The 18,882-nt window shown below is 66.3% G+C and carries 20 protein-coding genes; 15 read left to right on the forward strand and 5 right to left on the reverse strand.

Annotation, left to right across the window (positions count from 1 at the left end):
• Window positions 1-24 precede the first annotated feature (24 nt).
• The 5 genes from AC1D0O_RS06880 (at window position 25) to AC1D0O_RS06900 (ending at window position 4,344) form a co-directional block, all read left to right on the forward strand.
• Window positions 25-1,245: a helix-turn-helix domain-containing protein gene (locus AC1D0O_RS06880; RefSeq protein ID WP_477652782.1), complete on the forward strand. Its 1,221-nt coding sequence runs from the start codon at window positions 25-27 to the stop codon at window positions 1,243-1,245.
• Window positions 1,246-1,288: 43 nt separating this feature from the next.
• A complete protein-coding gene (locus AC1D0O_RS06885; protein WP_477652783.1) occupies window positions 1,289-1,966 on the forward strand; it encodes a Vgb family protein in 678 nt (225 codons plus the stop codon).
• Between the two features lie 171 nt (window positions 1,967-2,137).
• Entirely contained in the window at window positions 2,138-2,749 is a 612-nt protein-coding gene (gstA, locus tag AC1D0O_RS06890; RefSeq protein ID WP_477652784.1) for a glutathione transferase GstA, read from the forward strand.
• A gap of 46 nt (window positions 2,750-2,795) precedes the next feature.
• Complete coding sequence (locus tag AC1D0O_RS06895; protein ID WP_477652785.1) at window positions 2,796-3,584, forward strand: DUF899 domain-containing protein; 789 nt, start codon at window positions 2,796-2,798, stop codon at window positions 3,582-3,584.
• A 25-nt stretch (window positions 3,585-3,609) separates the two neighbouring features.
• The gene (locus AC1D0O_RS06900; protein ID WP_477652786.1) at window positions 3,610-4,344 is read left to right on the forward strand and encodes a hypothetical protein; all 735 of its coding nucleotides are present in this window, start codon (window positions 3,610-3,612) and stop codon (window positions 4,342-4,344) included.
• A 36-nt stretch (window positions 4,345-4,380) separates the two neighbouring features.
• On the opposite strand, the gene AC1D0O_RS06905 is transcribed toward AC1D0O_RS06900, so the two are convergent.
• The gene (locus AC1D0O_RS06905) at window positions 4,381-5,247 is read right to left on the reverse strand and encodes a YhjD/YihY/BrkB family envelope integrity protein (protein ID WP_477652787.1); all 867 of its coding nucleotides are present in this window, start codon (window positions 5,245-5,247) and stop codon (window positions 4,381-4,383) included.
• Window positions 5,248-5,438: 191 nt separating this feature from the next.
• Between AC1D0O_RS06905 and AC1D0O_RS06910 the strand changes: the two genes are divergently transcribed.
• From AC1D0O_RS06910 to AC1D0O_RS06920, 3 genes are all read left to right on the forward strand, one after another.
• Window positions 5,439-5,942 carry a hypothetical protein gene (locus AC1D0O_RS06910; RefSeq protein ID WP_477652788.1) on the forward strand — a complete coding sequence of 168 codons (504 nt, stop codon included), beginning with the start codon at window positions 5,439-5,441 and terminating at the stop codon, window positions 5,940-5,942.
• Window positions 5,943-5,981: 39 nt separating this feature from the next.
• Window positions 5,982-6,446: a hypothetical protein gene (locus tag AC1D0O_RS06915; protein ID WP_477652789.1), complete on the forward strand. Its 465-nt coding sequence runs from the start codon at window positions 5,982-5,984 to the stop codon at window positions 6,444-6,446.
• 687 nt (window positions 6,447-7,133) lie between these two features.
• The gene (locus AC1D0O_RS06920) at window positions 7,134-7,757 is read left to right on the forward strand and encodes a class I SAM-dependent methyltransferase (RefSeq protein ID WP_477652818.1); all 624 of its coding nucleotides are present in this window, start codon (window positions 7,134-7,136) and stop codon (window positions 7,755-7,757) included.
• Between the two features lie 42 nt (window positions 7,758-7,799).
• Here the strand turns inward: AC1D0O_RS06920 and AC1D0O_RS06925 are convergent, their stop codons facing one another.
• The 4 genes from AC1D0O_RS06925 to argH form a co-directional block, all read right to left on the reverse strand.
• Complete coding sequence (locus tag AC1D0O_RS06925) at window positions 7,800-9,320, reverse strand: DegQ family serine endoprotease (protein ID WP_477652790.1); 1,521 nt, start codon at window positions 9,318-9,320, stop codon at window positions 7,800-7,802.
• A 78-nt stretch (window positions 9,321-9,398) separates the two neighbouring features.
• Window positions 9,399-10,769 carry an ATP-binding protein gene (locus AC1D0O_RS06930; RefSeq protein ID WP_477652791.1) on the reverse strand — a complete coding sequence of 457 codons (1,371 nt, stop codon included), beginning with the start codon at window positions 10,767-10,769 and terminating at the stop codon, window positions 9,399-9,401.
• A complete protein-coding gene (locus AC1D0O_RS06935) occupies window positions 10,766-11,425 on the reverse strand; it encodes a response regulator (RefSeq protein ID WP_436153556.1) in 660 nt (219 codons plus the stop codon). Before AC1D0O_RS06935 ends, AC1D0O_RS06930 begins: the two co-directional genes overlap by 4 nt.
• Window positions 11,426-11,655: 230 nt before the next feature.
• Entirely contained in the window at window positions 11,656-13,065 is a 1,410-nt protein-coding gene (argH, locus tag AC1D0O_RS06940) for an argininosuccinate lyase (RefSeq protein ID WP_477652792.1), read from the reverse strand.
• Between the two features lie 254 nt (window positions 13,066-13,319).
• On the opposite strand from argH, the gene AC1D0O_RS06945 reads away from it, so the two are divergent.
• From AC1D0O_RS06945 to AC1D0O_RS06975, 7 genes are all read left to right on the forward strand, one after another.
• On the forward strand, window positions 13,320-14,387 hold the full coding sequence (locus tag AC1D0O_RS06945; RefSeq protein ID WP_477652793.1) for a sensor histidine kinase: 1,068 nt from the start codon (window positions 13,320-13,322) through the stop codon (window positions 14,385-14,387).
• Window positions 14,384-15,124 carry a LytR/AlgR family response regulator transcription factor gene (locus AC1D0O_RS06950; protein ID WP_477652794.1) on the forward strand — a complete coding sequence of 247 codons (741 nt, stop codon included), beginning with the start codon at window positions 14,384-14,386 and terminating at the stop codon, window positions 15,122-15,124. Before AC1D0O_RS06945 ends, AC1D0O_RS06950 begins: the two co-directional genes overlap by 4 nt.
• A gap of 55 nt (window positions 15,125-15,179) precedes the next feature.
• A complete protein-coding gene (locus AC1D0O_RS06955) occupies window positions 15,180-15,902 on the forward strand; it encodes an FkbM family methyltransferase (RefSeq protein WP_477652795.1) in 723 nt (240 codons plus the stop codon).
• Window positions 15,903-15,919: 17 nt separating this feature from the next.
• Window positions 15,920-17,083, forward strand: a complete 1,164-nt coding sequence (locus AC1D0O_RS06960; protein WP_477652796.1) for an AI-2E family transporter — start codon at window positions 15,920-15,922, stop codon at window positions 17,081-17,083.
• A gap of 107 nt (window positions 17,084-17,190) precedes the next feature.
• Complete coding sequence (locus tag AC1D0O_RS06965; protein ID WP_477652797.1) at window positions 17,191-17,967, forward strand: TerC family protein; 777 nt, start codon at window positions 17,191-17,193, stop codon at window positions 17,965-17,967.
• On the forward strand, window positions 17,960-18,577 hold the full coding sequence (locus tag AC1D0O_RS06970) for a tRNA-uridine aminocarboxypropyltransferase (protein WP_477652798.1): 618 nt from the start codon (window positions 17,960-17,962) through the stop codon (window positions 18,575-18,577). The genes AC1D0O_RS06965 and AC1D0O_RS06970 overlap by 8 nt, the downstream gene beginning before the upstream one ends.
• Window positions 18,578-18,716: 139 nt before the next feature.
• On the forward strand, window positions 18,717-18,882 hold a 166-nt coding region (locus AC1D0O_RS06975), incomplete at its 3' end, for a helix-turn-helix domain-containing protein (RefSeq protein WP_477652819.1).

The raw sequence follows: 18,882 nt of genomic DNA on the forward strand, positions 1-18,882 counted from the left end.
GCCGGAACCGTGTAGCCTACGCCCATGGATTCCCTGATCAGCGCTTCCTCGCGCGCCCTGGCCGCGGGTGACGCGCTGGGCGCCCTCAAGCGGGTGGCCCTGCGCGACGACCCGCCGGCGCTGGCCTTGCGCGGCATTGCCATGGCCCAGCTGGGCGAGCACCCGCGCGCGCGTGAATTGCTGCGGCGCGCGGCCCGTGGCTTTGGCGCGCATGAAGAGCTTTCGCGGGCGCGCTGCGTGGTGGCCGAGGCCGAGGTGGCGCTGGCCATGCGCGACTTTGCCGGCTCACCGCGCGCGCTGGCGGCGGCCTCGGCCACGCTGGAGGCGCATGCCGACCATGCCAACGCGCTGCAGGCCTGGCTGATCACGGCGCGCCGGTATTTGTTGCTGGGCCGGCTCGATGAGGCCAGGGCCGCGCTGGCGCGGCTGGACGCGCGCGGCCTGCGGCCTTCGCTGAGGGCGGTGGCCGAAATGACCGCGGCCGAGCTGTCCTTGCGCTCGCTGCAGGTCGGCGAGGCGCGCATGGCGCTGGCACGCGCGCAGGCGGCGGCCGAACGTGCGCAGGTGCCTGCCCTGCAGGCCGAGGTGGCGGAGGCGCGGGCCGCGCTCGACAGGCCTGCGGCCCGGCGGCTCACGTCGGGCGGCGAGCAGGCGCTGCGCCTCGACGAGGTGTCGGCGCTGCTGGCCTCGGACGCGCTGGTGGTCGATGCCTGCCGACACGGGCTGGGCGCCGGCGGCGCGTGGCGGCCGCTGGCGCGCCGGCCTGTGCTGTTCGCGCTGGCCCGCGCGCTGGCCGAGGCCTGGCCCGGCGATGCCGACCGCGAGGCCTTGATCGCGCGCGTGTTCCGCACCCGGTACCCGGATGAAACCCACAGGGCGCGCCTCAGGGTCGAGATAGGCCGCTTGCGCGCGCTGGCCAAACCGCTTGCGGCCATCGAGGCCACCGGCCAGGGCTTTATCCTGAAGCCACTGGGCGGGCGCGACGTGGCCGTGCTGGCCCCGCCGCTGGATGGCGACCAGGCTTCGCTGCTGGCGTTGCTGTCCGACGGCGCGGCCTGGTCCACCTCGGCCCTGGCGCTGGCGCTGGGGGACAGCCAACGCACGGTGCAGCGCGCACTGGCCGAGCTGGAGGAGGAGGGTCGGGTGCGCTCCCTGGGCCGGGCGCGGGCGCAGCGATGGCTGGCACCGCCGCTGGCCGGATTCACGACGATCTTGTTACTCCCCGCTTCGCTGCCGATTGGATAGAGTTACCTCCATGGCGCCGATGGACGGTGCAACAGGAGCAACGATGACGAGCAAGACCCTCAAGCAAACCCCCGAGCCCAAGGCGCGCACCGCCGAGATCGTGCGCGAATACAGCTTCCCCGGCGTCGACGACGTCGCCGGCGTCACCCATGACGGCCAGCGCGTCTGGGCCGCCGCAGGCGCGAAACTGATCGCCTTCGACCCCGCCAGCGGTGAACAGACGCGCACGCTGGACTGCGCGGGCGACGCCGGCACCGCCTTCGACGGCAAACACCTGTACCAGATCGCCGAGTCGCGCATCGACAAGATAGACCCGGCCACCGGCAAGGTGGTGGCGACCATCCCGGCGCCCGGCAGCGGCAGCGACTCGGGCCTGACCTGGGCCGAAGGCAGCCTGTGGGTGGGCCAGTACCGCGACCGCCGTATCCACCAGGTCGACCCCAAGACCGGCGCCATCCAGCGCACGATTGAATCGAACCGCTTCGTCACCGGCGTGACCTGGGTCGACGGCGAACTCTGGCACGGCACCTGGGAAGGCGACGAGAGCGAGATCCGCCGCATAGACCCCCAGAGCGGCGCCGTGATGGAGCGGCTCCAGATGCCGCCAGGCGCGGGCGTCAGCGGGCTGGAGTCCGACGGCGCCGACCTGTTTTATGCGGGCGGCGGCAAGAGCGGCAAGGTCCGCGCCGTGCGGCGGCCCAAGAGGGCTTCGACCGCATAGGCCGCGGCCGCATTGAACGCAGCGCACAAGGCATAGGGCCGCCGCGCTGACAACTCCTTCGGTCCCTGGACCGATACCGAGCGCACCTGTTTCCAGCACGGGTCGGGCAGCGCTTTGACCCACGCAAACCAACCCTGCGAAAACGGCTCATCGAGCCAAGGAGAAAAAACCATGAAGCTGTACTACTCCCCCTCCGCCTGCTCGCTGTCGCCGCACATCGTGGCCACCGAGCTCGGCCTGCCCATTGAACTCGTGAAGGTCGACGTGGTCGCCAAGCGCACCGAACACGGTGAAGACTACCTCGCCATCAACCCCAAGGGCCTGGTGCCCGCCCTGCGGCTGGACGACGGCAGCGTGCTGACGGAAGGCCCGGCCGTCGTGCAATACCTGGCCGACCTGAAGCCCGATGCGCAGCTGGCGCCCGCCAACGGCAGCATGGCGCGCTACCGCCTGCAGGAAATGCTGGGCTACATCAATTCAGAGCTGCACCAGGCTTACATGCCGCTGTTCAACCCGGCTTGCAGCGATGAAGTCCGCACTGCACGCATGACCCATCTGCACAAACACTACGGCCTGCTGGACGCCGCGCTGGGCCGCACGCCCTTCCTGCTGGGCGAGCGTTTCATGGTGGCCGACGCCTACCTGTTTGTGGTCACGCGCTGGGCGGAATTCGTCAAGCTGGACCTGTCGGACTTTCCCCATCTGCAGGCCTTCCAGGCGCGGATGGCCGACCGGCCCTCCGTGCAGGCGGCGATGCGCCGCGAACAAGCCGCAAGCGCCTGATTGAAAACCTTCCCGCCACCTCAACCCAACTATCCAGGAGAACACCATGAACACCGCTATCACCGAACTGAACACCACCCACCACCCCGTCGTTTCCAGAGAAGCATGGCTGGCAGAGCGCAAGATGCTGCTGGCGCAGGAGAAGGAGCTCACACGCCTGCGCGACCGCATCGCCAGCGAGCGCCGCGCCTTGCCCTGGGTCCACGTCGAGAAAAACTATGTCTTCGACACACCCGAAGGCAAACGCTCGCTGGCCGACTTGTTTGAAGGCCGGCGCCAGCTCATGGTCCAGCACTTCATGTTCGGCCCCGGCTGGGAGCAGGGCTGCCCGAGCTGCTCCTTCATGGCCGACCATACCGACGGCATGAAGATCCACCTGGAGCACCGCGACATCAGCTTCGTGGCCGTCTCGCGCGCGACGCTGCCCGAGATAGCGCGCTTTCACAGTCGCATGGGCTGGAAGTTCAAGTGGGTGTCATCCAACGGCAGCGACTTCAACTACGACTTCCACGTGAGCTTCAAACCGGAGGACCGTGTCAACGGCACTGTCAACTACAACTACGGCATGGTGGAATTCCCGGCCGAGGAAGCGCCCGGCATCAGCCTGTTCTACAAGGACAGCGAAGGCCGGATTTTTCACACCTACTCGACCTATGGGCGCGGCGTGGAAGTCATGATCGGCACCTACCCCATGCTGGACCTTGCACCCAAGGGCCGCGACGAGCGCGACACCTTCTACAAGATGGAGTGGATGCGCCACCATGACCGCTACGAGACCCAGGCTGTGTTCACCCCCGCGCCTGAGGCCCATGCGTGCTGCAGCGACAAAGCCTGAGCGGCCCCAGGCAGGCGCGAGCATCATGTCAAACCTCTGGCCCTGGCTGGCGGTGGCGGGCGTCGGTGCCCTTCACGGGCTGAACCCCGCCAATGGCTGGGCCTGGGCCGCCGCCTGGGGCCTGCGCTCACGCGACCGCGCGCAGGCCTTGCGGGCCTTACTGCCGATCGCGGCCGGGCACGCCGCATCGGTCGCGCTGGTGGCCGGCACCGTGGTGTGGAGTCTGGCCATGGACCGCTTCACGCTGCAAGTGCTCGCGGGCGGCCTGCTGGCCGCCTGCGCCGTGCTTCACCTGTCGCGCCGTAGCCCCAGGGCGGCACGCGCACCCGCGGGCAAGGCCGGGCTGGCACTCGGTTCCTTCATGATGGCGAGTGCGCATGGCGCCGGCCTGATGCTGGTGCCGGCGCTGGTTCCGCTGTGTGCGGGAGATGCCTCGCTGATGGGAATGGAAGGGGCAGGGCCGTTGGCACTTGCCCTCGCGGCGGTCGGCGTTCACACCGCGGCCATGCTGACCGTCACCGGCCTGGTTGCCGCCGGGGTTTGCCGTGGTTTTGATGCAGGCGCCCGCTGGGTGGGCGGCCGCGGATGCCTAGCCGAGCAGGCGAAACAAGCCGTAGAGGGAAAGCAGGGCGGTCAACACCAGGAATCCGGTCTTGGCCCCGCGGGCCCCGACCAAGGTTCCGATGATGCTGCAGGCCAGGATGGCGCCGAAGATGTAAGTTGTTTTCATGCCCCGATGGTAAAGCCTGGGCTCACCTGAAAAAGCCCGCTGTGGTGTGAAACCTACGCGCAAAACTCAGGCGCGCGAAAGCCGCCGGGAAGGCTGCGACCCGCCGCGCGGCAGGCTGGCACTGACCAGCGCCGCGGCCAGCGTGACCAGCCACGAGTAGTAGACCCACAGCAGGAAAGCCAGCAGCGGCGCGAAGGCCCCGTAAATCGTGCGGTAGGTCGGCACATTGGCCAGGTAGATCGCGAAACCCTGCTTGCCCAGTTCAAACGCGACGCCGGCCAGCAGGCCACCCGCGATCGCATCACGCCAGCGCACCACGGTGTGTGGCACAAAGCGGAACAGGCAGGCAAATCCGGCGGCGCTCAAGGCCATGGGCCCGATGTTCAACGCATGCGGCAACCAGCCGGGCCGCGCCACCGGCAGCCCGCTGGAGGCCGCCGCAAGATAGGACGCGGCCCACAGGCTGGCGCCTATCAGCACCGGGCCGGTCAGCAGCATGCCGATATACAGTCCCAGCCGGCGCAGCAGCGGGCGCGGTTTTTTGACCTGCCATATCCGGTTCAGCGTGCCCTCCACACTCATGAGCAGCGCCAGCGCCGACACCAGCAGCAATGCAAAGCCGACCTGCGTCAGGCCGCCGGTATTACCCGCGAACTGCGCCAAATGCTTGAGCACCGTCCGCGCGATGCCATCGGGCAGCAGGCCGCGCAACAGGTGCTCACGGATCGCGTCCCCGGCCGCATGCAGAGCGGGGATGCGCGCGAACAGCGCAAAACTCAACGCCAGCAGCGGCACCATGGACATCACCATGGTGAAGGTCAACCCACCCGCCGACTGCGGGAGCCGCTCTTCGCGAGCGCGCCGCAGCAGCCGGCTGGGCAGGCTGCCCTGGTTTCGGCTGGTGCTGCTGCTGGAGGTTGTCGTCGTTGCCATGCAGGGAATATAGCGAGGCGAATGCGGTTTTACGCCGGGGTTTTGGGAAATGACCGGATTTGAGGGGGTAAACGCGGCGTCTGCGCGACAAAGTCGGGCTGGGCGTGGTGTTGCATCAAAATGCGGGCTCCATACACAGATTTAGAGAACGTCCTGACGGGCTCCGACTACATCCAACAATAGGCTTTAGAGTGACAGTTACCCCTGCCCAGCTGCATGCATTGGTCGAAAAAGAGCTTGAGGGCATTCGCGACGCGCGTGTCGTCAAACATATTCGAAGCCTGCTCGTGGAACCGCAGGTTCTTTTACGCGCATGGGACTACGGGACGGATGGTGAGGCGTATCCGTGCTGGTCTGTGCTGGACCATGCCAAGTCATCAACAGGTATCGGTTACTGTGAGTTCGGATTCGGGCCTGAATGCCCATGGGGCTTGGTTGGGCTGGCCGGCTCTGCCCATCAGTCATTGGGAATGGATTCCGGCTGGTTTTCCACGTTCGCCGAAGCATTCTTTGAATCCGCAGCCGCCACCGATCTTCCGATATGGCGCGTCTTCAAACAGGGAGCGGGCCCTTATCCGGGTGTGGCTCTTACGGCGGAGGCTGATTGGGATTCAACATGGGAGAAGGTCTACGCACTAAGAGCCGCTGATCCCGATGATCGCTACCATTGCGCTCAAGACATCCGGCACGGATGAGCTGCTCAACTCGCACCCTAGGCCGTGCAAGGAAACAACTTGGCGACAAAATCAGAAAAACTCCTTGCGGCGTACGCGCGATTCGCGCAAACAATTGTCGGCATCCCGGATGAAAAGGCATGGGAGCTGTGTCAGGTCGCAGCTGGAGTTCCGGCCTTCGTCGCCGAGGTCCGTTCACGCGACCCCAAGCAGACAAGCTCGCAGATCGTCACCGGCCTGGAGCAGGGTTTGAGGGAAATGCCCGGCCTTATCGGCGAGGTTGATATTCAGTGGCGCGGGGCGGTTTCAAAAGCGCTGCACGACGCGATGATGGCGGAGTACCCTGAATTCCTGCAACTCGAGGCGGCCCGTCTGGAGAAAGTCATGGCGCGAGGAAAAATAAGGACCGAGGCCGAGTTCCACCTGGTGAGGCACAGGATTGACGTTCTTGAGGGGGAGCCCGAGTTGCCTGAAGAGTTGAGCAATCTCTACGAATTGGTCGAGGCGTATGCAGCCCGTGCTTAGCTTGAAATGAGAGGGAGGAAATGGAAAAGGTCGAAATCTACTGCCCCAAGTGCGAATGGCGGCCCCGTGCCGAAGACCGGTGGTTTTGTGTACCCTCTTGCGGTACCGTCTGGAACACGTTCTGGACCAGGGCTGTCTGTCCCGGTTGCGGGGTCAAGTGGCCGAGCACCGCGTGCTTGGCGTGCGGCGTCTACTCGCCCCATGAAGCCTGGTACCACTACCGTGATCCGGTGGCCGGTGAAGGGGAGCCGGTGCGTGAGGAGGAGAAGCTTGTTGCATAACTGTCCAGTCAAGCCAAACGTCCAAGACGTTCTGCCGCTTCGGTGGAACTTGGCTGTTGCCAAAGGCCGATTCAAATTTGGAGACCTATGAGCATGGAAAAAACTCATGAACCCGCTGGACAATCCACAGCACGAAGCTACCGGGGCTACGGCTTGTTTGGCGGAGTCGCGGTAGGTCTCTTCGCTGGTGTCCTGATCAGTGGGCCTCATTTTGAAGAGTGGTCCGCAAGTGCATCGCTCGCGCTGGTCCTCGCTTGCGCAACCGGTGGCGCATTGATAGGCTGGCTGTTTCTTTCCATCGCCTCAGGGTCGGTGGCGGGTGGGGGCGCCTGGGGGGCGGGGGGCGGAGATGCTTCAGGTGTGGGCGGTCACGGCGGCGGTGGAGATGACGGTGGAGATGCCTGAAATGCAGCAGGTCGCCAAATCCCCAGGAACCCAAGGCTACGCCGAGCAAGCCGAGGCGCTGATTCCCCAGTACGAAGCCACTCCCTTTGTCAAACGCCACGAGGCCGAACTGCATCTTTTGCCGACGGCCCCCAGCCGCATCCTGGACATAGGCGCGGGCACTGGCGTCGATGCCGCCTGGTTCGCCGAACAGGGGCACAGCGTTCTGGCCGTGGAGCCGACCGCGGAGTTTCTGACGGCGGCCATGCGCCTTCACCCCTCGCCTTTGATCGAGTGGCTGGACGATACCCTGCCTGGATTGGAGCGTGTGCTATCGCGCGGGCAGCGCTTTGACGTCGTCATGCTGAGTGCGGTGTGGATGCACCTTGACGAGGCGGAACGCCGCATCGGCATGCCCAGGCTGGTGTCGCTGCTGGCGCCTGGCGGGCTGATCCTGCTGTCCCTCCGACATGGGCCTGTCCCCGCCGGGCGGCGGATGTTTGATGTTTCGGGCGAGGAGACGATAGAACTTGCGCGGCAGCACGGGCTTGAGGCCGTGCTGAATACGCTAACGGAGTCCTTGCAGCCGGGAAATCTTGCAGCGGACGTCACCTGGACCCGGCTCGCCTTCAGACAGGAAGGCTAGCGGCCCCGGCAACGCCAGGGGCCGCGCGCCTCACGCTTTCGCTTACCCCAGATTCACCGGCACAAAAATCTTGCTGTCACCGCGCTGTATCAGCAGGGCCACGGATTTCTCGGCCTTGGACACGGTGGCGCGTACCTGCTCGATGTTCTTCACGGGCACGCCGTTGATGGACAGCAACACGTCGCCGGGCTGCACACCGGCCAGGGCCGAGGGGCCGCTGGCCTGTTCGACGACCAGGCCGTTGTCGACGCCGGCTTCCTTCTTTTCATCGGGCTGCAGCGGGCGCAGGGCCAGGCCCAGCTTGCCGTGGTTGGGGTTGTCCTTCTTCGCCACGACCTGGCCGGGCTTTTCGTCGGCACTGCCGAGCTTGGCGGTGATCTCCTTGGACGATCCCTGGCGCCAGATGTCGAGCTTGAGGCTGTCGCCGGGGGCTGCGAGGCTGATGATGGCGGGCAGGTCGCCGGACGAGACGATGGGCTGGCCGTTGACGCTGCGGATCACGTCGCCGGTCTGCAGGCCGGCCTTCTCGGCGGGGCCGCCTTTTTCGACATTGGCGACCAGCGCGCCTTCAGGCTTGTCGAGCTTGAAGGAGTCGGCGAAGGACTGGTTGACTTCCTGCACCGCCACGCCCAGGCGCGCGTGCTCGACCTTGCCGGTGGCCACGATCTGGTTCTTGATGCGGGCCGCCACGTCGATAGGGATCGCGAAGGACACGCCCTGGTAGCCGCCGCTGCGGGTGTAGATCTGCGAGTTGATGCCGACCACCTCGCCGCGCGTGTTGAACAGCGGCCCGCCGGAGTTGCCGGGGTTGACGGCGACGTCGGTCTGGATGAAGGGCACGGCGCTGTCGTCGGGCAGCGAGCGGCCTTTGGCGCTCACGACGCCGGCGGTGACGGTGTTCTCAAAACCGAAGGGCGAACCGATGGCCAGCACCCATTCGCCGACCTTGAGTTCGCTGATCTTGCCCAGGGTGACCACGGGCAGGTTCTTGGCCTCGATGCGCAGCACGGCGACGTCGGTCTTGGGGTCGGCGCCCAGCACCTTGGCGCGGTATTCGCGGCGGTCGGTCAGCTTGACGGTGACCTCCTTGGCGTCGCGCACCACGTGGGCATTGGTCAGGATGATGCCGTCGGCGCTGACGATGAAGCCCGAGCCCTGGCCGCGCGTGGGGACTTCCTGCTGCGGGGCATTGCCGCGGGCGCCGGGGCGGCCCTGGCCCTGCTGGAAGCGCTTGAAGAACTCAAAGAAGGGGTCACCCGAAAAAGGCGAGTCATCGTCGTCGCCGTCACCCTGGGCGATTTCATTGCGGACCTTGGTGGTGCCGGTCACGCTGATGTTGACCACCGCGGGGCCGTAGCGTTCGGTGATTTGCGAGAAGTCGGGCAGGACCATGGGGACGCCGGCCGTGCTGGTGGTTGTTGCGGGCGCCGAGATCGCCGGCGTCGGGGCGGCCGTGGCGGCGGAATGCAGGATGTTGATGGCGCCGACGCCGGCGCCGCCAATGGCGCCCGCGGCCAGCAATGCGGCGACAAGCCGGGTGTTCTTCAATGCGGTGGATGACATGGCGTGCTTCCTTGGGTTGAGGTTGCGACACTCTGTGTGTCGATGCCCCAACTATGGAGACGCTGTCTTAGACGGGGCTTAAGGGGCGCTTGAAGCGGGCTCCGCCGGAAATCGGACATCGACCTTGAGCCCACCGAGGCGTTCCGAGCTTCCTAGCTGCAGCGTGGCGCCGTGCCGTCCGGCGATCGCCTTGACGATGGCCAGGCCCAGGCCGCTGCCGGTTTGCGGCGCTTCATCGGCCCGGCCTCCTTCGGCGCCCGCGCGGACGAAGCGGTCGTACACGCGCTCGCGGTCTTCGGGCGGGATGCCGGGACCGCTGTCTTCCACCGCAAGCTCGGGGTGGCCGTCCGCCAGGGCCAGCGAAACATCGACCCGGCCGCCGGGCGGCGTGTACTTGACGGCGTTGTCCAGCAGGTTGCGCAGCAGCACGCGCAGGGCGTCGGCCTGGCCCGTGACCCGCAGCGGCTGCGCCGGTGGGTTACCCGCCACCAGGCCCAGGTCTATCTGCTTGTGCAGGGCATGCGGCAGCACGTCGGCCACCGCGAGCTTGACGACTTCCTGCAGGTCGACGGGCACGGCCGCACCCGCGGCCGCGCCGGCTTCCTCGCGGGCCAGTACCAGCAGCTGCTCGACCAGGCGTATCGCGCGGTCTATGCCCTGGTTGAGCCGGGCGATGCCGGCCTCACGCTCGGCGGGCGTGTCGCCGTTGCGGCGCAGGGCCTGGGCCTGCAGCTTGAGCGCCGTCAGCGGCGAGCGCAGCTCGTGCGCCGCGTCGGCCACAAAATGTTTTTGCGCCTCAAAAGCGCCGCGCACGCGGCCGAACAGCAAGTTGAGCTCGTCGACCAGTGGACGCACTTCGTCGGGCAGCCCTTCGGCGGCCAGCGGCGACAAATCGTCGGCGCGGCGGCCCGCCACCTGGCGCCGGGCCCGTTCTATGGGCACCAGCGAGCGGCTGATGACCCACCAGACGGCCAGCATCAGCAGCGGCGTCAGCAGCACAAAAGGCATCACGGCGCGCACCGCCAGCGCGCGCGCGCGGGCCGAGCGCGCGTCCAGGTCCTGCGCGATCTGCACGGTCTGCAGCGCGGTCTGCAGGGTGTAGACGCGGTAGCGGTTGCCGTGGGCCTCCACGTCGGAAAAGCCCAGCACCGCGCGCGGCGGCAGCGCCGAACGGGTGGAGCGGAAGATCTGCGTGCCGTCCAGGCCCCAGATCTGCACATAGACCTCGAAACGGTCGTCGTCATCGGCTTCTTCAAGCGGCAGGTTCAGGGGCACGCCGCTGCGCAGCGAGCGCGCCATCTGCTGCAGGTGCTCGTCGAACATCGCATCGGCCTGCCGCAGCGCACCTTGGTAGGCGGTGCCGGCCTGTAGCACGGCTGCACCGAGGATGGCGGCGAGCACAAACCACAGCAAACGCTTTCGCAGGGAATGGGTTGCCGGCTTTGTCATTGCTTGGGCACCAGGTAGCCCAGGCCGCGCACGGTCTGAATAATGTCGTTGCCGAGTTTTTTGCGGACGCCGTGGATGTAGACCTCGACGGCGTTGCTGCTGACGTCGTCTTTCCAGCTGAAGAGTTTTTCCTCGAGCTGCGCGCGCGAGAGCACCACGCCGGGGCGCGCCAGCAGGGGCTCGAGCACCGCCCATTCGCGCGCCGACAGGGTCACGGGCTGGCCGTTGAGGCTGGCTTCGCGCGTGGCCGGGTTCAGGCTCACGCCCTTGTGTTCGAAGGCCGGTTCGGCCCGGCCGGCGCTGCGGCGTATCAGCGCGCGTATGCGGGCCAGCATCTCGTCGGTGTCATAGGGTTTGACGACGTAGTCGTCGGCGCCGGCGTCCAGGCCGGCGATGCGGTCGCCGACCGCGTCGCGCGCGGTGGCCACCAGCACCGGGGTGGTGTCGCGGCGGGCGCGCAGGGTGCGCAGCACTTCGAGGCCGTCGCGCTGCGGCAGGCCCAGGTCCAGCAGCACCAGGTCGTAGTGCTCGCTGCGCAGGGCCTCGTCGGCCATGCGGCCGTCGCGCACCCAGTCGACCGCGTAATGCTCGGCGCGCAGCACCTGCAAAACCGTCTCGCCGATCATGGTGTCGTCTTCAACCAGCAATAAACGCATTGGGGGACCCTACTCAGAAGGTACAAGTATGCATGCACTGACTTAGGTGGGGCTTAAAAACCGGCATCCAGTGTGCTTCCGGTTTTACTCCTTATCCCTCTGGGAGAAGGTTGGGATGAGGGCTGGCGGCGGTTGATGTTGCGCTGCATATTTGGAAGGCAACTGGCCCTCACCCCCTGCCCTCTCCCAAGGGGAGAGGGAGTGAATGCGGGGAGGGGGAGCGGAAGCCCTCAGCCCAGCCGCGCCCGGTGCCGCGCGATCTGCGCCTTCACCTGGGCCGGCGCGGTGCCGCCCAGGATGTTGCGGGCGTTCAGCGAGCCGCGCAGGCTTAAACAGTCGTAGACGTCTTTTTCGATGCTGGGATTGAACTCTTGCAGCACGGCCAGCGGCAGCTCGGACAGGTCGACGGCGTGCGTGGTGGCGGCTTTCACGGCGTGGGCCACGGTTTCGTGGGCGTCGCGGAAAGGCAGGCCCTTCTTGACCAGGTAGTCGGCCAGGTCGGTGGCGGTGGCATAGCCGCGCAGCGCGGCTTTTTCCATGGCCTCGGGCTTGACGGTGATGCCGGCCACCATCTCGGCAAAGATGCGCAGCGTGTCTTTCAGCGTGTCGACGGTGTCGAACAGCGGCTCCTTGTCTTCCTGGTTGTCCTTGTTGTAGGCCAGGGGCTGGCCCTTCATCAGGGTGATCAGGCCCATCAGGTGGCCGACCACGCGGCCGGTCTTGCCGCGCGCGAGTTCGGGCACGTCGGGGTTTTTCTTCTGCGGCATGATGGACGAGCCGGTGGTGAAGCGGTCGGGGATGTGGATGAAGCCGAAGTTCTGGCTCATCCACAAAATCAGTTCCTCGCTCATGCGGCTGATGTGCACCATGGCCAGCGAGGCGGCGGCCGTGAATTCGATGGCGAAGTCGCGGTCGCTCACCGCGTCCAGGCTGTTCTGGCAGACCTGCGGCTTGCCGCTTTCATCGACCATGCCCAGGGTTTTGGCCGCGCGCTCGCGGTCCAGCGGGTAGCTGGTGCCGGCCAGCGCGGCGGCGCCCAGCGGCAGGCGGTTCACGCGTTTGCGGATCTCCTGCATGCGCTCGGCGTCGCGGCTGAACATCTCGACATAGGCCAGCATGTGGTGGCCGAAGCTCACGGGCTGGGCCACCTGCAGATGAGTAAAGCCCGGCAATATGACCTCGGCGTTTTTCTCGGCGATGTCGACCAGGGCTTTTTGCAGGTCGGTCAACAGCCCGCCGATGAGGTCGATCTCGCCGCGCAGCCACAGGCGCACGTCGGTGGCGACCTGGTCGTTGCGGCTGCGGCCGGTGTGCAGGCGCTTGCCGGCATCGCCGACGAGCTGGGTCAGGCGGGCCTCGATGTTGAAGTGCACGTCTTCGAGGTCCAGCTTCCATTCAAAGGCGCCGGACTCGATTTCAGCGGTGATCTGCGCCATGCCCTTCTGGATGTCGGCATAGTCGGCCGCGGGAATGATTTTCTGCGCGGCCAGCATCTCGGCGTGGGCCAGCGAGCCGGCGATGTCGGCCTGCCACAGGCGCTTGTCGAAGAACACGCTGGACGTGTAGCGCTTGACCAGGTCGCTCATGGGCTCGGAAAACAGGGCAGACCAGGCTTGGGACTTTTTGTCGAATTGGTTCACGTCGGGCTTTCTAAGGGTAGCGGCCAGCTTGCCGGCGGTACCGGGCAGGCTGTGGATTCGGGGCGCCGGATGCGCTATTCTGGGCAAGCACGGGCCGGCGACGGCCTTGATTGTCTTTCAGGCCGCCGCCGCAGGGGGCGCGACCGGTGCAATACTCGGCATCACGGTGATTTTATCCATGTGCCCAGGAACCTGTTTCTCATCCGCCCGGGAGCCCGCTCCCGCCGTTTTGTCGATATCCAAGCACGCACGCCATGAAGCCTTCGCCTGATCCGCACAATTTCGGGGAATCCACGCTGCTGGGCAGCGTCATCTCCGGCGACGAGGAGCCCGCGCGGCGCAGCGGCGGCACGCGCGCCAGCATGTTCGACGCCTGCCAGGTCGGGGTGGTGCTGCGGGCCGTGCTGTTCGCGGAGGCGGTGGTGGGCGTGGCCGCGATGTTCGGCGCCGACACCCCCCTTCAATGGCTGCTGCGCTTTGCCCTGCTGACCGGCGGGGTGCTGCCGGCCACGCTGGCCTGGCTGATCGTGGCCTGCGCCCTCAAGTCGCGGCTGAACCGGCTCAGGAACTGGCAGCAATGGACGGCCGGGGTGCTGCTGGGCGCGGGCGCGGGCCTCTACGGCTGCGGCCTGCTGTCGGTGATGGGGTTGCTGATGCGGCCGCCCTGGCAGGCCAGCGCGGCGGCGGGCGCCCTGCTGTCGGCCGTGCTGCTGGCGGGCCTGTTCTGGCGCGCCAAGGCGCGCACGCCGGCGGCCACGGCGGCGCGCCTGGCCGAGCTGCAGTCGCGCATACGTCCCCATTTCCTGTTCAACACCCTCAACAGCGCCATCGCCCTGGTGCGCGCCGAGCCGGCCAAGGCCGAGGCCGTGCTGGAAGACCTGAGCGAATTGTTCCGCCACGCGCTGGCCGACCCGGCCGAATCCGTCACGCTGGGGCAGGAGATCCTGCTGGCCCAGCGCTACCTGGCCATCGAGCAGGTTCGCTTCGGCGAGCGCCTGCAGGTGCAGTGGAGCCTGGACGCCGACGCCGACCAGGCCAAGCTGCCGCCGCTGCTGCTGCAGCCGCTGGTGGAGAACGCCGTCAAGCACGGCGTGGAGCCCAGCGCCAGCGGCGCGCAGCTGCGGATTTCCACCCTCAAGCGCGGCAGCACCGTGGTGATCAAGGTCACCAACTCGACCCCGGCCGGCGCCGGCGAACGCGGCCACGGCCTGGCGCTGGCCAATGTGCGGGAGCGGCTCGCTTTGCTGCATGATGTCGAGGCGAAATTCAAGACAGTCTTCAAGGACGGCATATTTCAGGTACGCATGGAGATTCCGGCATGACACTCAAGGTACTGGTGGTGGACGACGAAGCGCTGGCCCGGTCCCGCCTGCGGACCCTGCTGGGCGATTGCAAGGCGCCGATGGCGGTGGCGGGTGGGGAAGCAGCCGACGCCGAACAGGCCATGAAGGCCTTGCAGCGCGAGCCTTTCGATGCGGTGCTGCTCGACATTCGCATGCCGGGCCCCGACGGCATCGCGCTGGCCCAGATGATCGCGGCGATGCCGCGGCGGCCGGCCGTGGTCTTCGTCACCGCGCATTCCGAGCATGCGGTGCAGGCCTTTGAACTCGAGGCCGTCGACTACCTGACCAAACCGGTGCGCCTGGAGCGCCTGCAGCAGGCGCTGCAGAAAGTCGAACGCCTGGCCCAGGCCGCGCGGCCCGCCCCCTCCCAGGCCGCCGCGGAAATGCTCATCATCCAGGACCGGGGCCGCACCGAGCGCGTGCCGCTGGCCGAGGTGATCTATTTCAAGGCCGAACTCAAGTACATCACCGTGCGCACGGCCAGCCGGAGCTACATCCTGGACGGCTCGCTGAGCGAGCTCGAGGAGCGCCACGCCCAGCGCTTCATGCGCATACACCGCAATGCGCTGATCGCGCGGCATGCGGTGCGCGCGCTTGAAAAACATTTCGACCCCGAAGAGGGCGAGGGCTGGGCGGTGCGGCTCAACGGCATCGACGAGCTGCTGGCGGTGTCGCGGCGCCAGCTCAGCGCGGTGCGCGAGGCCATCACGGCCTGAGGCCGGCTTCCCCGGCCCCGAAGTTCTTTTTTTGTTCCCGTTTCCCCACTCACACATGTCCCAATACGTCGACTTTACCCAGCGCCACGTGCACCGCTTCAGCAACCAGCCTGCCGTCGAGCAGCAGCTGGTGCGCGAATTTTTTGACGGCAAGCCCGGGTTTTATGTGGACGTGGGCGCGAACGATCCCGTGCTCGATTCGCAGTCCCAGCACCTGGAGGCCTTGGGCTGGACGGGCCTGCTGGTCGAGCCCGACCCGGATTGCTGCGCGCTGCTGCGCCAGAGCCGCAAGGGCACGGTGATCGAGATGGCCTGCTCCAGCGCCGAAAACGCCGGCAAGCTGCTGCAGCTGAACCGCGCCGGGCCGCATTCGACGCTGGAAGACCGGCCCATCGCCCTGGGCGCCGTGGTCCGCTCCACCGTGGCGGTGCGCTGCGAAACCCTGGACACCATGCTGCGCGAACACGGCGCGCCCGTCGGTTTCGATCTGCTGTCCATCGACATCGAGGGCCATGAGCTGGTCGCCCTGTCGGGCTTCGACTTCGGCCACTGGCAGCCCCGGCTGGTGCTGATCGAGGACCACGTCACTCACCACCACAAGCACGCGCTGATGCGCGCCAACGGCTACCAGCTGCTGCTGCGAACCGGCCTGAACAGCTGGTACGTTCCGGCGAAAGCGTCCTACACGTTTTCCTGGGCGGCCCGGTTTGAATATCTTCGTAAGTACTACCTGGGCCTTCCATCGCGGAAATTTCGCTATTCGCGCCCGGCGGCTTAAACGCATACGGGAGACACATGACACAAGAAGAAGCCGACTCGCCGCTGCCGGTCGAAGCGGCCCCGGCCGCCGAAGCGCAGCGCGTGCTTCTTCACATGCCGGTCGACATCCGCAATATGTCGCTGGTGGTGCTGGCGGGCCTGGGCTTCCTGTTTGTGCTGCACTGGGCCAAGGCTGTCTTTATCCCGGTGATGCTGGGCGTGCTGTTCAGCTACGCGTTTTCGCCGGTGGTCAACTGGTTTGAGGCCAGGCGAGTGCCGCGCTGGCTGAGCGCGGCCGTGCTCCTGCTGGCGATCCTGGGCGGCATAGGCACCACCGCCTGGTCGCTCGGCGACGAGGCCGCGCAGCTTGTGGAAGCCTTGCCCGCGGCAGCGCAGAAGTTCCGCCTGGCCGTGAAGGCGCGCACCGGCCGCTCCGACAGCGCGCTGGAAACCGTGCAGAAAGCCGCATCGCAGATCGAGCAGGCCGCGCAGGAAAGCTCGGCACCCGGCAACACGCGCGGCGCCATGCGTGTCGTGGTGGAGCCCGCGCGCTTTGACATCAGGCACTTCCTGTGGTCGGGCACGGTGGGCCTGATCGCGCTGGTGGGCCAGGCCACGGTGGTGGTCTTCCTCACTTATTTCCTGATGCTCTCTGGCGATACCTTCCGGCGCAAGCTGATCAAGCTGGCCGGCGACAGCCTGAGCAGCAAGAAAATCACGCTGCAGGCGCTCAATGAAATCACCGGCCAGATCCAGCGCTACCTGCAGGTGCAGCTGCTGACCAGCGCACTCGTGGGCCTGCTGACCTGGCTGGCCCTGCTGGCCCTCAGGCTGGACAACGCCGCCGTCTGGGGTGTTGCGGCGGCCGTGCTGAACATGGTGCCCTACGTCGGCTCGCTGGTCACGGCGGCGGGCTCCGCGCTGGTCGGGTTCTTGCAGTTCGGCTCGCTCAACATGGCCCTCGCCGTGGGCGGGGCCTCGCTGGTCATCCATACCCTGGTCGGCAACCTGCTCACGCCCTGGCTCACCAGCCGCGCCAGCCGCATGAACCCGGTGGCGGTGTTTGTCGGGCTGCTGGCCTGGGGCTGGCTGTGGGGCGTGTGGGGGCTGCTGCTGGGCATTCCGATTTTGATGATCGTCAAGTCGATTTGCGATAGGGTGGAAGATCTCAAACCCATTGGTGAATTTTTAGGCTCCTGATGAGCCCCCACGCCTGCTCACTGCGCCTGCGGTCTGGCAAAGCTGGTCCCGCGGCCCCTGCCAGTCTGGAAGTCCTGCTAACTGAATGAAAAGAAAGAGAACGCGCCATGATGGAACTGCTCACGGACCCGCAAGCCTGGGTTGCCTTTGCCACCCTGACCGCGCTGGAGCTGGTGCTGGGCATAGACAACATCATTTTTATTTCCATCCTGGTCGACAAGCTGCCCAAGGACAAACAGGAAGTGGCGCGCCGGCTCGGGCTGTTCATGGCCATGTTCATGCGCATCGGCCTGCTGCTGGTGCTGTCCTGGATCATCGGGCTGGTGGAGCCGCTGTTCACCGTGCTCAAGCAGGAGATCTCGGGGCGCGACCTGATCTTGATCGGCGGCGGCCTGTTCCTGATCTGGAAGAGCACCGGTGAAATCCACCAGTCCATGGAAGGCGAAGAGGGCCACACCTCCAGCACCGTCAAGGCCACCTTCGCCGCCGTGATCGTGCAGATCATGATTGTCGACATGATCTTCTCGCTGGACTCCATCATCACCGCGGTCGGCATGGTCGACAGCCTGGCCGTCATGATCGCCGCCGTCATCGCCTCGGTCGGCCTGATGATGCTGTTCGCGCCGGCCATAGGCCGCTTTGTGTCCACCCACCCGACCATCAAGATGCTGGCTTTGTCCTTCCTCGTCGTGGTCGGCGTGGTGCTGATCGCCGAAGGCCTGGACCACCACGTGCCCAAGGGTTATGTCTATTTCGCCATGGCCTTCTCGGTGGCGGTGGAAATGCTCAACATCCGCATGCGCCGCAAGACCGCCAAGCCTGTGCAGCTCAGGAACGCCTATTCGCCGGACGACAAGGCGGACAGCCCCCGCTCCCGTGACTGAGGCGGCCAGGCGCACCGGCTGCGCCATCTGCATGCGGCCGCAAAGCGCGTGCATCTGCCAATGGATCACGCCGGTTGCGCATGCGGCTGAGGTGCTGATCCTGCAGCATCCGATGGAAGTGGACCACGCCAAAAACACCGGCCGGCTGCTGCACCTGAGCCTGCCGCGCAGCCGGATGCTCACCGGTGAAACGTTTGAGGAAGCCGGCTTGCTTGCTGCGATCGGGGAGACGCCTGCCTATACGGTGCTGCTGTATCCGCCCACGCCGGAGGATGCCGAGGCGCCTGCCCTGGATGTTGGGCGGCTCCAGGACCCGGCGAGTGTGCGGTTGGTGGTGCTGGATGCTACCTGGCGCAAGAGCCGGAAGATGCTGCTCCTTAATCCTTTGCTTCGGAAGTTGCCGCGCTTGTCGCTGGACGAATCGTCGGCTTCGAACTACCGGATTCGGAAGGCGCAGAAGGTGGGGCAGCTTTCCACGCTGGAGGCGGTCTGTTCTGCGTTGGTTCGGCTTGAAGGGGATAGTGGGGATTGTCAGTCGCTGCTGCGGGCGTTTGAGGGGTTTGTTGCGCAGCAGATGGGGTACGCTGGTCGGGTCTTGCTCCGGCCTTAGCGCGCTCCCCCTCTGTTCTCTCTGCTGAGGGCGGCTGGCCGGGGTTGCCGGCAGCAACTCACTTTCTTTTGCTTCGCCAAAAGAAAGTAAGGGCGGATTCAAGGACCAAGTGCAACACTTCCAATCCAAGAGGAGTTGCATGACAAGAACATATCGACAATTGAGTGCCGAAGAGCGAGGCACGGTAATGGGCATGAAGCTGCACAATTGCAGCATCCGCAAGATTGCGAGAGTGCTGGGGCGATCACCGAGCACGATCTCGCGCGAACTGCGCCGCAATGGCTGGCAAGACGAAGCCGAGCAGT

The organism is Polaromonas sp. P1_F2 (assembly GCF_056405735.1).

Excerpts from the sequence above, each read along its gene's own strand:
- AC1D0O_RS06880 (WP_477652782.1), top strand. The coding sequence starts at position 25 with ATGGATTCCCTGATCAGCGCTTCCTCGCGCGCCCTGGCCGCGGGTGAC.
- AC1D0O_RS06885 (WP_477652783.1), top strand. The coding sequence starts at position 1,289 with ATGACGAGCAAGACCCTCAAGCAAACCCCCGAGCCCAAGGCGCGCACC.
- gstA (WP_477652784.1), top strand. The coding sequence starts at position 2,138 with ATGAAGCTGTACTACTCCCCCTCCGCCTGCTCGCTGTCGCCGCACATC.
- AC1D0O_RS06895 (WP_477652785.1), top strand. The coding sequence starts at position 2,796 with ATGAACACCGCTATCACCGAACTGAACACCACCCACCACCCCGTCGTT.
- AC1D0O_RS06900 (WP_477652786.1), top strand. The coding sequence starts at position 3,610 with ATGTCAAACCTCTGGCCCTGGCTGGCGGTGGCGGGCGTCGGTGCCCTT.
- AC1D0O_RS06905 (WP_477652787.1), bottom strand. The coding sequence starts at position 5,247 with ATGGCAACGACGACAACCTCCAGCAGCAGCACCAGCCGAAACCAGGGC.
- AC1D0O_RS06920 (WP_477652818.1), top strand. The coding sequence starts at position 7,134 with ATGCAGCAGGTCGCCAAATCCCCAGGAACCCAAGGCTACGCCGAGCAA.
- AC1D0O_RS06925 (WP_477652790.1), bottom strand. The coding sequence starts at position 9,320 with ATGTCATCCACCGCATTGAAGAACACCCGGCTTGTCGCCGCATTGCTG.
- AC1D0O_RS06930 (WP_477652791.1), bottom strand. The coding sequence starts at position 10,769 with ATGACAAAGCCGGCAACCCATTCCCTGCGAAAGCGTTTGCTGTGGTTT.
- AC1D0O_RS06935 (WP_436153556.1), bottom strand. The coding sequence starts at position 11,425 with ATGCGTTTATTGCTGGTTGAAGACGACACCATGATCGGCGAGACGGTT.
- AC1D0O_RS06945 (WP_477652793.1), top strand. The coding sequence starts at position 13,320 with ATGAAGCCTTCGCCTGATCCGCACAATTTCGGGGAATCCACGCTGCTG.
- AC1D0O_RS06950 (WP_477652794.1), top strand. The coding sequence starts at position 14,384 with ATGACACTCAAGGTACTGGTGGTGGACGACGAAGCGCTGGCCCGGTCC.
- AC1D0O_RS06955 (WP_477652795.1), top strand. The coding sequence starts at position 15,180 with ATGTCCCAATACGTCGACTTTACCCAGCGCCACGTGCACCGCTTCAGC.
- AC1D0O_RS06960 (WP_477652796.1), top strand. The coding sequence starts at position 15,920 with ATGACACAAGAAGAAGCCGACTCGCCGCTGCCGGTCGAAGCGGCCCCG.
- AC1D0O_RS06965 (WP_477652797.1), top strand. The coding sequence starts at position 17,191 with ATGATGGAACTGCTCACGGACCCGCAAGCCTGGGTTGCCTTTGCCACC.